5 protein-coding genes are annotated in these 13,635 nt (G+C 59.0%); 1 reads left to right on the forward strand and 4 read right to left on the reverse strand.

Features of this window, described 5'->3' with window-relative positions; all coding sequences use genetic code 11:
* Positions 1-7 precede the first annotated feature (7 nt).
* The 4 genes from KGB03_RS01705 to KGB03_RS01720 all read right to left on the reverse strand — a co-directional run bounded on the left by KGB03_RS01705 (position 8) and on the right by KGB03_RS01720 (position 9,438).
* Positions 8-898 (reverse strand): transglutaminase N-terminal domain-containing protein, encoded by an 891-nt coding sequence (locus KGB03_RS01705; RefSeq protein ID WP_192409989.1) that lies wholly within the window; start codon positions 896-898, stop codon positions 8-10.
* Positions 898-3,384, reverse strand: a complete 2,487-nt coding sequence (locus tag KGB03_RS01710; protein ID WP_223526067.1) for a circularly permuted type 2 ATP-grasp protein — start codon at positions 3,382-3,384, stop codon at positions 898-900. The genes KGB03_RS01705 and KGB03_RS01710 overlap by 1 nt, the downstream gene beginning before the upstream one ends.
* Before the next feature lie 88 nt (positions 3,385-3,472).
* Positions 3,473-6,748: a DUF2126 domain-containing protein gene (locus KGB03_RS01715; RefSeq protein WP_111449250.1), complete on the reverse strand. Its 3,276-nt coding sequence runs from the start codon at positions 6,746-6,748 to the stop codon at positions 3,473-3,475.
* A 386-nt stretch (positions 6,749-7,134) separates the two neighbouring features.
* Positions 7,135-9,438: a YgiQ family radical SAM protein gene (locus KGB03_RS01720; protein ID WP_111449251.1), complete on the reverse strand. Its 2,304-nt coding sequence runs from the start codon at positions 9,436-9,438 to the stop codon at positions 7,135-7,137.
* 227 nt (positions 9,439-9,665) lie between these two features.
* On the opposite strand from KGB03_RS01720, the gene KGB03_RS01725 reads away from it, so the two are divergent.
* Positions 9,666-13,631: a dermonecrotic toxin domain-containing protein gene (locus KGB03_RS01725; RefSeq protein WP_223526069.1), complete on the forward strand. Its 3,966-nt coding sequence runs from the start codon at positions 9,666-9,668 to the stop codon at positions 13,629-13,631.
* Positions 13,632-13,635: the final 4 nt, after the last annotated feature.

Below are 13,635 nucleotides of genomic sequence, written 5' to 3' on the forward strand. Positions count from 1 at the left end.
ATCGTGGTCACTCCAGCGGCATCACTGTGACGCGGACTTCCGGGTCATGATTACCGCCACCCAGAATCACCCCGCGCAACGGCGATACATCGGAAAAATCCCGGCCCCAGGCCAAGGTGATGTGTTCCAGCGCCGGCTGCACGTTGTTGGTCGGGTCGAAATCCACCCAACCGAGTACCGGGCAAAACACTGAAACCCAGGCATGTGACGCATCGGCGCCGATCAGGCGCGGCTGGCCCGATGGTGGCCGGGTCAGCAGGTAGCCGCTGATGTACCGCGCCGCCAACCCACGGGAGCGTACGCAGGCGAGCATCAGGTGAGCGAAGTCCTGACAAACACCGCGCCGGCGCTCCAGCACTTCCACCAGCGGCGTCGCCACTTGGGTCGCCTCGGCATCGAAGGTGAACTCGCTGAAGATCTTCTCCATCAGCGCCTGAACACCCAACAGTAGCGGCCGACCCGATGGAAAGCAGCTTTCGGAAAACTCGACGAAGTTGCGCTTCAAATGCACGTAGGGCGATTCGAACCGGTAACGACACGCTTCCAGCAATTCGGGGGAAAGCGGCTGACTGCTGTAGGTCAGCGCGTTGCGGGTTTCTTCCCACGCGGGGGATTGATTGAAATCCAGCGCAGGCCGGGCCAGCACTTCGACGGTGAGCCGGGCATTGACCAGCAATTCATCATGAGGCCGCTCGAACGCCAACCGGGTCAGCGGATTACCGAACACATCCAGTTCATCGCGGCGGGTCGTCGGGTCGGGGCTGATCTGCAATTGTTGCTCGGTGCAGCGCTGCCAGGCACATGCACGCGGCCACAGGTGCGCGAGCTGCTGAGCCAGGGACACCGGGCTGTCGTAGTGATAATGGGTGTCATGGAGAATCTGGTAATGGGCGCTCATCAGACGGACACCGTGCGCTGGCTGACATCATCGACGTGGGCGAAGTGGCGCAGGGCCAGACGATCCGACACTTGCCCGCTGGCGTCGGCGATCTCTTGCAACAGATCGGCCAGCCCCTCAATGGCGGCCCGAACGCTGGCTGCGCCAAACAGCGAGTTCTCCAGACATCCCAGATCGAACTGTGCCAGGCGTTCCACCAACTGCGGCAACCCCGCTTCGCGAGGCACGCCGAAGTCGTCATTCAAGCGTTTCAAGGTACGAGTCACCAGTTTCAACTGAAACAGCACGGCGTGGGGGTTCTGCTCGTCGAGCAGCAACAGGTCAAGCACCGGGATCAATTGCGCCACCGCCAGATAGCGCGATCGGTAGGTGATGCTGCTGTTGCCCAGTTCCAGCAGCCACTCCAGCCCGGCCTGATCGAAAGCACCGGCGCCGCGCAGAAATGCCGCCAGGCTGGCGCTGAGAAATTGCAGACGTTCGATCCGGCGCCCGATCATCAGGAAGCGCCAACCTTCGTCCCGGGTCATGTCGTCGAGGGCGAAACCGGATAACGCCGCCAGGGACATCACCAGATGGTTGAGGAAATCCAGCAACTCGCCGAAATCCGGCTCTTCGGCTTCCAGCTCCAAGGCCTCGCGCTGCAGCTCCACCAGCGCTTGCCAGTTTTCCCGCGAGAGCTTGCCGCGCACCTGCGAGGCCGCCCACTGCAAACGCTGCAGGTTGGAGCGCAGGCTGAACGACCAGTCATCGCCGAGCAATGCCGCCAGCAAACGCTGCGGCAACTCCCCTTCATCGGGCAACAACATCAACCGTTCGCCCAGATCGACCGCCGCCTCCAGGGCTTGCGGGTCATCGCCATCGACATACCGCGCCAGCATGATTCGCAGCAGCCGCGCGCTGTCATCACAGCGTTCGCAATAACGGCCGAACCAGAACAGGTTTTCCACCACCCGCGACGGCAGGTACGGATCACGCCTTACCAGGTCGTGCACACCGATCGTGCGTTGGGTTTTCCATTGCTCACCGCTCGGCGGGCGATCGCCCAACACCCAGGTGTCTTTGCTCGCGCCACCGCGCTGCATCGACACCACTTCGGCGTCAGCCTCGGCGGCAACCCGGGTAAGGCCGCCGGGCAACACCCGATAGCCCTCACGGCTGGCCACTGCGTACACGCGCATGCCAATGGCCCGAGGTTGCAGATAACCGTCTTCAGCCTGCCAGATCGGCGCTTGAGAAAGCTGAGCCAATTCTTGCGCGACATAGGCGTAAGGCCGGGCCTGCATGCGCTCAGCCAGTTCCTGACGCTGTTTTTCACTCAAATCACGGCCAAATACCGGAGCAAAGCTCTGTGACGGGAAAGCCGGTTTGATCAACAACTCCGGCAATTTTTCCAGGGCCTGGGCCAGCACCGGCGCTTCACCGCACCACCAGGTCGCGATGGAAGGCAGGATCAATTCTTCACCGAACAGGAATTGATTGATCTTCGGCAGGAAGCCCAACAACCCCGGCGACTCCAGCACGCCGCTACCGAGGGCGTTGGCCACCAGCACCCGACCTCGGCGTACCGCTTCCAGCAACCCCGGCACACCAAGGGCCGAGTCAGTGCGCAGCTCCAGCGGATCGCAGAAATCATCGTCGAGCCGCCGCATGATCGCGTGGACCCGGCGCAGTCCGCTCAAGGTTTTCAGGTACACCGTGGCATCACGAACGGTCAGGTCGCCGCCCTCTACCAGTGGGTAACCGAGCTGGCGCGCCAGATAGAGGTGTTCGAAATAGCTTTCGTTGAAACGTCCCGGCGTCAGCAGCACGATCAGCGGCGCTTCGTCATCACTGGGCGCCTGACGGGCCAGGGTTTCCTGAAGCGTGCGGAAGAACCCGGCCAGGTGTTGCACTTTCAGGTCGCGGTACAGCTCGGGAAAGGCCCGGGACACGATGGTGCGGTTTTCCAGCGCATAACCGGCACCGGACGGTGCTTGCGTCCGATCCGCCGTGACCCACCAGCGACCGTCGGGCGTACGCGCCAGATCCACGGCGTACAGATGCAGAAAAGCCCCGTCGGGGGGCGTAATGCCCTGACAGGGCCAGAGGAAATTGTTGTGACCGAAAACCAGCTCGGCAGGCAGCAGACCTTCAGCGATTAACCGTTGCGGGCCGTACAGATCTGCCAGCACAGCATTGAGCAAGCGTGCCCGCTGGGCGATTCCGGCCGATAACTGCTGCCATTCATCAGCCGCAATCACGTGCGGCAGCAGATCAAGTTCCCAAGGTCGATCCGCCCCCTTGGGATCGGCGTAGACGTTATAGGTCACGCCGTTTTCCTGGATCTGCCGGGTCAGCAACGCCTGACGCTGCACCAATTGCGTTGGTGTGCTGCGTTGCAATTGGTCGAACAACCGACGCCAGTGCGGGCGCACCGCGCCGCTGTCGTCGAGCAGTTCATGATAAGTGCCCGCCGTCAGCGGGTAGCGGTCAAGCAGGTCAGGCATGGAAAGCTCGGCAGACAGCAAAGAACGGTCAGACTAACGCAGGCTCATGACGCCCGGATATACGAAAAATCCGAGCGTCGCGTACGGTTTAGAAACGTCGTAAATCGAGAGTCATCGGTAGCTCGTCGTTAATTTCCATATTGGGTATAGGAAGTTTCCCAGGCGTATGTCCGATGCGGAAAAAACGCGCCATTCGACGGCTCTCCGCCTCATTGGCGTTCACCGGCAAGCTGTCGTAGTTGCGCCCGCCCGGATGGGCAACATGGTACTGACAGCCACCCAGCGAGCGCTGCATCCAGGTGTCGAGCAGGTCGAACACCAGTGGCGCGTGGACCGGGATGGTCGGCTGCAGGCAGTTGGCCGGTTGCCAGGCGCGGAAGCGCACGCCAGCGACAAACTCGCCGACCCGGCCGGTGGGTTGCAATGGCACCGGGATGCCATTGCAGGTCAGAAGATAACGCTGCGGCGGCAGGCCCGTGAGTTTGACCTGCAAGCGTTCCAGCGACGAATCCACATAACGCACCGTGCCGCCGACTGCGCCCTCCTCACCCAGCACATGCCAGGGCTCCAGCGCCTGGCGCAATTGCAGCTCGATCCCGCTGACCGCGTAATCGCCGACCTTGGGGAAACGAAACTCCAGATGCGCCGCAAACCACTCGGCGCGCACGGGATAACCGGCGGCATTAAGGTCGACGATGACGTCGGCGAAATCCTGTTCGATGAAGTGTGGCAACAGGAAACGATCGTGCAGCTCAGTGCCCCAGCGCGCCAGCTTCGGCGGTGCATAGGGCTCGCGCCAGAACCGCGCCACCAGCGCCCGCAGCAACAACTGTTGCGCCAGGCTCATGCGCGCATGGGGCGGCATTTCAAAGGCGCGCAATTCGAGCAACCCCAGACGCCCCGTCGCCCCATCAGGTGAATAAAGCTTGTCGATGCAGAACTCGGCACGGTGCGTGTTGCCGGTCACGTCGATCAGCAGGTTGCGCAGCAACCGATCCACCAGCCACGGCGCGCACTCCTCGCCCGGTTCAGGCATCTGGGCAAAGGCGATTTCCAGTTCATACAACGCATCATTGCGCGCTTCATCGACCCGTGGCGCCTGAGACGTCGGGCCGATGAATAATCCCGAAAACAGGTAGGACAAGGACGGGTGGTTATGCCAGTAGCTGATCAGGCTGCGCAGCAGATCGGGGCGGCGTAGAAACGGTGAGTCAGCCGGTGTCGCGCCGCCCAGTACGAAATGGTTACCGCCGCCGGTGCCGGTGTGCCGGCCATCGATCATGAATTTCTCGGTGGTCAGTCGGGTCTGGCGCGCTTCTTCATAAAGAAATTCGGTGCGTTCGACCAGTTCATCCCATGTGGCGGACGGCTGCACGTTGACCTCGATCACACCCGGGTCGGGCGTGATCCGGAAGTTGCTCAGGCGCGGATCGCTCGGCGGTTCATAGCCTTCCAGCAACACCGGGCAATGCAATTCTTCGGCGGTGGCTTCGATGGCGCTGACCAGTTCCAGATAATCCTCGACCCGGTCCAGCGGCGGCATGAACAGGTACAACCGCCCTTCTCGTGCTTCCGCGCAGAACGCCGTGCGGGTCAGCCAGTCGGCGGATTCGTCGATCTTTGGCGTGCGCTCATCAGCAACTGCAGGCTCGCCTTGGCTCTGAAGTTGCGCAGTGTCGGGCAGTGCAGGGAAATCCTGATTCGGGTCCACAGGATGAATGAACGGGTACTCCGCCGCTTTCACCCAAGGCTGCGAGCCGAGCGGCAAGCGATAGCCCAGCGGCGAATCCCCCGGCACCAGTCGGCAATGCTCATCGCGCAGATACCAGCGGCCGCTTTGCCATTGATCACCCTTGGCGGTGCGCGCCAGCGGCAGGACCTGGCCGATGACTTTGTCCAGACCCTGGCTGAAGACTTTGCGCAGGCGTGCACGTTCCAGAGGCTCTTCAAGACGTGAGTCTTCGGCGCTGACGTTCTGCGGCAAAGTGCCTTCGCGCCAGAGGTAATAGAAATTGTCTTCGTAGGCCGGAAACACAAAACGTGTCGGAATTTTCAGGCGTTCGGCGACACTCGCCAGAAAGCGTCCGGCCAACTCACCATTGGCACCGTAGTCTTGCTGCTCATCGGCAATCAACGCGCTGTTGTGCCAGATCGGCACATCGTCGCGGCGCCAGTAGCAGTTCAGTGACCAGCGCGGCAATTGCTCGCCGGGGTACCACTTGCCCTGACCGAAATGCACCAGACCTTTGGGCGCGTAGTGCTTACGCATGCGCTGGAACAGTTCGGCGGACAGACGCCGCTTGTCTGGCCCCAGTGCCGCCGTGTTCCACTCGGCGCCGTCTGGATCGTCGATGGAAACAAACGTCGGTTCGCCGCCCATGGTCAGGCGTACGTCACCTTCCAACAGGTCGGCATCGATCTGCCGACCCAAGGCCTGGATCGCCAGCCACTGGTCTTCGCTGTAGGGTTTTGTTACCCGTGGCGCTTCCCAAATCCGCTCCACGGACATTTCGTGGGTGAATTCGCACTCGCACGGTTCAACCAAGCCACTGATCGGTGCCGCAGAGCCCGGATCGGGACTACAGGCCAACGGAATGTGTCCTTCACCGGCAAACAGCCCAGAGGTCGCGTCCAGGCCGATCCAGCCGGCACCGGGCAAATAGACCTCACACCAGGCGTGCAGGTCGGTGAAGTCCACGTCAGTGCCCGACGGGCCGTCGAGGCTTTTAACGTCTGCGGTCAGTTGAATCAGGTAGCCGGAGACGAAACGCGCCGCCAGACCGAGGTTGCGCAACAGCTGCACCAGCAACCACGCGGAGTCGCGGCAGGAACCGGAGGCATGTTCCAGGGTGTGTTCGGGCGTTTGCACACCTGGTTCCATGCGGATCAGGTAGCCAATGTCTTCGCTCAGGCGCTGGTTGAGTGCGACGAGGAAATCGACGCTGGGCAGCGGCGTGCGGTCGATGCCATCCAGATACGCTTTGAACTTTGGCGTCAGGGGCAAGGTTTCCAGGTACGGCGCCAGTTCTTTGCGCTCATCCGCGGCGTAGGCGAAAGGGATCTTTTCCGCGTAGGGCTCAAGGAAGAAGTCGAACGGATTGAAGACCGCCATCTCTGCCAGCAGATCGACTTCGATCCGCAGCTCATCGGTTTTCTCCGGGAACACCAACCGCGCCAGGTAATTGCCCTGGGGGTCCTGCTGCCAGTTGATGAAGTGCTGCTCGGGCGAGACTTTCAGCGCGTAGGACAGTATCCGCGTGCGACTGTGGGCGGCCGGGCGCAGACGAACGATCTGCGGACCGAGCTCGACGGCGCGGTCGTAGCGGTAATGCGTGACGTGGTGCAATGCGACATGGATCGACACGGCGTGCCTCCTGCGAGCCTTAAGCGTATTGGAAAGCGCGCAAGACTTATGCCATCCAGCAGCGCTGGCGCTTTCTCCGGTTGCTTGAGGCAGTACAGCACCAAAATCGGGCGATGCGGGAATTTGGTTTGCGTCGATTGCACGGATTTGTGGCGTTCAGCTGCATTGTCGGCGCCAATACAGGCCTCTTCGCGAGCAAGCCCGCTCCCACAGGGTTTTCTGTGGATGCAGAATTTGTGAACGACAGAGATCACTGTGGGAGCGGGCTTGCTCGCGAAGAGGCCAGTTGCCCCAACACAGCTTCCGGCCCATCGCCCCGGTTTTCCGTGGCGCACAACGCAAAACGCCAACCCGAAGGTTGGCGTTTTGTTCAGCTCAAGCGAGGTTTAGCGCGGTACAACCGGCTTGCGCGCAGGCTTCGGACCCTTGCCTTTGGCCGCGTCCTTGCGATCCTTGGCCGCCTGCTGGTTGCGGGCGAATGCCGCTGCCTTGGCCTGTTCACGCTTGTCCCACGGATTGCCGCCATCGCTGGCGCGCGGTGGCAAGCCTGTGTGCTGGGTCAGGATCTTGGTGGTCTTCTCACCCGCAACTTTGTGGCTGCCAGCCGGCGTCGAGTTCTTGCGACGGGCGCTCTGGTAGCTGTCGGTTGCCGGCTGGTGCAGCGGGATCAACTGGTTCTTGCCCGGCCCGATCAGGTCGGCGCGGCCCATGCGGGTCAGCGCCTCACGCAGCATCGGCCAGCCTTTCGGGTCGTGATAACGCAAGAAGGCCTTGTGAAGACGACGCTGCTCTTCGCTCTTGACGATGGTCACGGCGTCACTCTTGTAAGTGACTTTGCGCAACGGGTTCTTGCCCGAGTGGTACATCGCGGTGGCGGTGGCCATCGGCGACGGGTAGAACGCTTGCACCTGGTCGGCACGGAAGCCATTGCCCTTGAGCCACAGGGCCAGGTTCATCATGTCTTCGTCGGTGGTGCCCGGGTGAGCGGCGATGAAGTACGGAATCAGGTACTGCTCTTTCCCGGCTTCCTTGGAGTACTTCTCGAACATGCGCTTGAACTTGTCATAGCTGCCGATGCCCGGTTTCATCATCTGATTGAGCGGACCTTCCTCGGTGTGTTCCGGGGCGATCTTCAGGTAACCACCGACGTGGTGGGTCACCAGCTCTTTGACGTATTCCGGCGACTCGACCGCGAGGTCATAGCGCAGACCGGAAGCGATCAGGATCTTCTTCACACCCGGCAAGGCACGGGCGCTGCGGTACAGCTGAATCAGCGACGAGTGATCGGTGTTCAGGTTCGGGCAAATGCCCGGGAACACGCACGAAGGCTTGCGGCACGCGGATTCGATTTCCGGGGTCTTGCAGGCGATGCGGTACATATTCGCGGTCGGGCCGCCGAGGTCGGAAATGACGCCGGTGAAGCCGGGGACCTTGTCGCGGATCTCTTCGATTTCGCGAATGATCGACTCTTCGGAACGGTTCTGGATGATCCGGCCTTCGTGCTCGGTGATCGAGCAGAAAGTGCAGCCACCGAAGCAGCCACGCATGATGTTCACCGAGAAGCGGATCATGTCGTAGGCAGGGATCTTTTCCTTGCCGTACGCCGGGTGCGGAATGCGCGCATAGGGCATGCCGAACACGTAGTCCATTTCTTCGGTGGTCATTGGAATTGGAGGCGGGTTGAACCAGACGTCGACTTCGCCGTGCTTCTGCACCAGCGCACGGGCGTTGCCCGGGTTGGTTTCCAGGTGCAGCACGCGGTTGGCGTGAGCATACAGAACTGCGTCACCGCGGACTTTCTCAACCGAAGGCAGACGAATCACGGTCTTGTCGCGAGTCATCTTCGGGCTGGCCAGAATCTGCACGACCTTGGCTTCACTCGGGTCTTCAACCGGACCTTTTTCCTGCTCGATGGCGCAGGCTTGGGTGTCCTGGGTGTTCACGTACGGGTTGATGATCTTGTCGATCTTGCCCGGACGGTCAATACGTGTGGAATCGATTTCGTACCAGTCTTTCGGGGTGTCGCGACGAATGAATGCGGTACCGCGTACGTCGGTGATGTCTTCGATCTTGTGACCGTAGGACAGACGCTGGGCGACTTCGACGATCGCACGCTCGGCGTTGCCGTAGAGCAGGATGTCGGCGCTGGCGTCGATCAGGATCGAGTTGCGAACCCGGTCCTGCCAGTAATCGTAGTGGGCGATGCGGCGCAGGGACGCTTCGATGCCACCGAGAACGATCGGCACGTTCTTGTAGGCTTCCTTGCAACGCTGGCTGTAAACCAGGCTCGCGCGGTCCGGACGTTTGCCCGCCATGCCGCCAGGGGTGTAGGCGTCATCGGAGCGGATTTTTTTGTCGGCGGTGTAGCGGTTGATCATCGAGTCCATGTTGCCGGCCGCGACACCGAAGAACAGGTTCGGCTCGCCGAGCTTCATGAAGTCGTCTTTGGACTGCCAGTTCGGCTGGGCAATGATCCCGACGCGGAAGCCTTGCGACTCCAGCAGCCGGCCGATGATTGCCATGCCGAACGACGGATGGTCAACGTACGCATCACCGGTGACGATGATGATGTCGCATGAATCCCAGCCAAGCTGATCCATCTCCTCCCTGCTCATCGGCAGGAATGGCGCTGGACCGAAACATTCGGCCCAGTACTTGGGATAGTCAAATAACGGCTTGGCTGTTTGCATGACGATGACCGGTGTTGAGATGAAAAATCGCGGGCGCGGAATATAGCACAAAAAATAACCAATTCCGACAACAGCGGTCGGCTTTTACCCTCAGGCCTGCCCCCTTGACCGATACAGCACATTTCGCCGGGCACAGGTCACTACATAGAGATTCTTCAAGCAAAAAACCCGCGAGTAATCTGGCGCTTCAATTATCAGACTGGCTTATCCAGAGCCACGGAGCGCCCTTGAACGATTCGACTTTACACAATACAGCCCCCGCACCTACCCCTGCGGCCCTATCTGCTCACGCAAGTTTCATCCAGAGCAAGCTGCCTGGCTGGCTAGTCGAGGGATCCGCCGAACAACGCAAAACGTTTCGCGCTTGCCTGCTCAAAAGCAATGCCGCCAGGCAGGCGTTGGCCTCAGTCTTCGAGGATCTGAAAAACCCCGTGAACTTTGCCCGATCCTTGTTGAGTGAAAAGCTTACAGGGCACCTGGGATCGCTGGACGCTGAAAAATCCACACTGCTGCGCGAGTGGAAGAACTCCCATCTCCTGGGGCTGATCAAAACACATCATAAAACCACCGAACAAACGCTTGTAGACGCCGCTTTGCAGAACTTCGAACCTTCCGAAGCCCAGAGCGGTGGTTTTGAAGCGGGATCGGCCATCTATTTGTCCGGGTACGTCGAAAAGAAAAAAAGCGCTGTCAGCCCAGAAAACTTCGCCGGGGTTTGTCGCGAGCTGGACATCGGCATGCAGTACCAGAGACACATCAGCGAAATACTGGAACCTTGCGCAACGGCGGGAACAACCGCCACTCACTCGGCAAACCAGATAAAGGCCCTGATCAGGAACGACGATCAAAATACTTTTGAGGCGGCGATCCACATCGCCCTGATGAAGAAATCCATCAACAAAGATCTTTACACGCTATTACTCGAACTGAGCCACGCCGGCAGCCACAAGGACTTGATCTGTTCACAGCTGACTCTGGACGGCATAGCCCTTCCGGGCATCGTGATACTTCGGGATAAATGGCCTCAGATCAAACACGTCCTTTACATTCCCGATGATCCCGATAACGCGATCAAACGATATGACTCATATAACGCGCTTCAAAAAGCCTTGGCAATTAAGCTGGACACACCCTCTTACCGCAAATTCTTCAATCGCTTCATTCCGTTTGAGCGCCAGGGAACGCCGCTGACCACAGGCACTTTGTGGTCAGGCGAAACCCGCCTTGGTAATCCGTCTTTTGCCAAACCCTTAGTGCGTGTCGATATGGCCGGTGACATCTATGAAACGGCCTTCAAGCAACGCATTGCCCACCTGAAAGCTGATGCACGTGTACTGGCGGTCCCCACGGCAGATGCCAACACCGCCAGCAGCTTGAAAAAACGTCAGGAGCTCGAGGCAGCAGGAGAGTCGCTGTTATTTTTCGCCGCGTCCTTCATACCGGTCATCGGTGAAGTGATGCTGGCGGTAACAGCGTTGCAGTTACTTCACTCGGTCTATCACGGCGTTGCCGCCTGGAGTCGTGGCGATACCGATGAAGCGTTGAATGATCTGCTCGACGTCGCAGACGCCGCGGCTCTGGGCATCATCACGGCAGGCGCAATAAAAACCACCGGGATCGCCACTCACCTGGTGAAAATCAGGTTGAGCGACAATAGCGAACGACTCTGGCACCCCGATCTGATGCCCTATCGGAATACACTTCAACTCCCTGAAAACATCCATCCCAACGCTCAAGGTTTGTATAAACACAACGCAAAAACCTATGTAGCACTGGAAGACCATTTCTATGAAGTAAAGGTCAACATCGCCACCCGGCAGTGGGAGCTGCAACACCCTTCTGATCCAAACGGGTATGCACCACAGATGGTACAAAACGATGCCGCCGGATGGCGCCATCTGCACGAGGACCCGCGCACTTGGGATGGGTTGAAACTGATCAGGCGTCTTGGCCCTGTCGCACGCAATATCCGCCAAGAAGCCGTCGAGCCCATTCTGCTGGTCTGCGGATTAGACAGATTGGCTCTCATTGAACTTCATCTGAACACCCAACGTCCGCCGGCCCTGCTGACCGATGTGTTGAAGCGCTTTGATTTGAGGCAGGAAATAAATGATTTCAAGATAGAACGCAGCAAAGGTACTAAAACCGGCGCTTACTCACCGTTCATCTTGCTGCACCTGCTCACCACACTGAGCGGCTGGCCAACCACTCGATACCTGACCGTAGTCGACGGGACTGAAACACTCTTTGCTTTTGGTGACTCCGCCAATGCAACACTGCCAGAACTTAGATTGACCTATGCCCAACTCAGAAACGGCGAACTGACTGACGCTGTTGTCGAGAAGCTGGAAACTGAAGAGCTCAGTGAGCTGTTCAAAGGGCTGGCGCCCTCCACTGCCTCTAACGCAGAGCGCCTGGCGCAGTGTCTCGAGATCAAACTTGCGGCAACAAAAGCTCTGCTGTTTTCAAAAGTTTATGCGTTGACCGATCAACCGGAAAACTCGATTCAGGAACACATTCGCACCAAGTATCCAACGCTGCCAAAAAGCTATCTGCAACAAATGACACTCAGCCTCAGCGCACTGGAAAAACAACAAATCGTGCGGGAACGGCAGTTGCTGCCACTCATGGAAAAGGAAGCAGCCGAATATTCCAAAGAAGTCGAAACAGCACGTACTTATGAGGGGCTTTATCTTGATTCGGCTCGCCCGCTCGACACCGACAAACTCATCCTCACGAACCTCAAGCACTTGCCTGACTGGGCCGACTCGGTGCACATCGAAATGCGTGATGCAACTCTCAACGGCACATTGCTGAGCAGCGTCGGCAGTGACACAGCCGTTCATCGCAGAGTTCTGGTTCGAGTCGGCACGCAGTACAGGGCTTACGATGCGGCGGGAAATTCGCTTAATGGATTGGCCGACCTCTATACCTCGATCAAAGCGGCCCTGCCTGAAGCCGAACGCTTTGCCATCGCCAATCGCTGGACTGACCGTGTCAAAACCGCGCTCAACAACGTCATTGAGCATTTACACAAACAACCTTTGGCTATTCGGGAAGCTGATGCGTCATGGGCTACCGAGCCCGTAACCCCAGGCTTGCCTCTTGATACCTATTTTGCCCGGCAAGAAACACCGACGAACCTGTCGCTGCGCGCAGATGGCGTTTATGAACAGCGCCCCCTACAAGGCGGCACGCACACGTATTACGTGCAGGAAAACCGCCTGTACTATCAAGTGCAATACGCCAAACCGGGTTGGCAAGTCATCGATGCGCGCAGCCCCTATCGAGCGTACAAGCCCTATGTGCGGAAAAAGGCTGGGGGTGGTTGGGAGATCGATACCGATAGCGGCTTACCGGGCGGCACTCCGGGCGTTGGCTCGTCCAGGCACCTCGATATTCCGGAGGAGGCAAGCGGCAGCTATCACAGCGCCACCGAATACATCATGCCTGTGCCATTCACTGCCGCCGAACGAGAGCGAATGTCCAGCATCAGATCCTTTCAACAGGCCATCAACACACGCGGCAATTATGATCGTGCCAACAACGGCCGTTACCCCCTCCGTGATTTGAAAGGGCAACCGTTACGCATCAAACAAATTCAGCAGCAGGCCAGATCGGCTGATGGGGGTACCCGCTACCAGGCCGCGGCAATCAAACCTTACATTCAATGGGAGGGCTTCGAAGACGTAGCCAACCTGTACGAAGAGAAGCTGACACTACGCACATTCACCGCCGCCGACTGCAAGATGCCTGAGGAAAGGACCTTGATCGGGCAAGACATGGTGAGCAACAAAAAGCCGCTGGTTAAAGGGGAGATTCTTGGGGTCTATGGGGGAGGATTGATACCCGGTTATGTCGGTGTCGCCAGAAAGGACCCATTCCTCATCGATGTACTGCCCGGGAAGCTGTTCACCCACGCCAGACCCTCTACCGTTCTGTTGTCTGGAGACAATGTGCTATCCCGAATGAATACTCTCTTCGAGTATGAACAGGGCAAGCCGGCACGACAGGCAACAACGGGTTACAACGTCGAAGCCGTGCCGTTCCATGTGGTGGTTCAAGCCCAAGGCGCAAGCAAAGAAAAATACTTGCTGTACGCCTTCTTTGCCACCGACGACATTCCCGTCGATAACGAGCTGCGTTGGAACTATGGCTACACCGAGCAAGCGATCAGAGCCCTGTTCGCCTGAAACA

The organism is Pseudomonas sp. BF-B-26, assembly GCF_019956495.1.
Lineage (GTDB): Bacteria > Pseudomonadota > Gammaproteobacteria > Pseudomonadales > Pseudomonadaceae > Aquipseudomonas.

Coding starts and splice junctions, on each gene's coding strand:
- KGB03_RS01705 (WP_192409989.1), bottom strand. CDS start 898: ATGAGCGCCCATTACCAGATTCTCCATGACACCCATTATCACTACGAC.
- KGB03_RS01720 (WP_111449251.1), bottom strand. CDS start 9,438: ATGCAAACAGCCAAGCCGTTATTTGACTATCCCAAGTACTGGGCCGAA.
- KGB03_RS01710 (WP_223526067.1), bottom strand. CDS start 3,384: ATGCCTGACCTGCTTGACCGCTACCCGCTGACGGCGGGCACTTATCAT.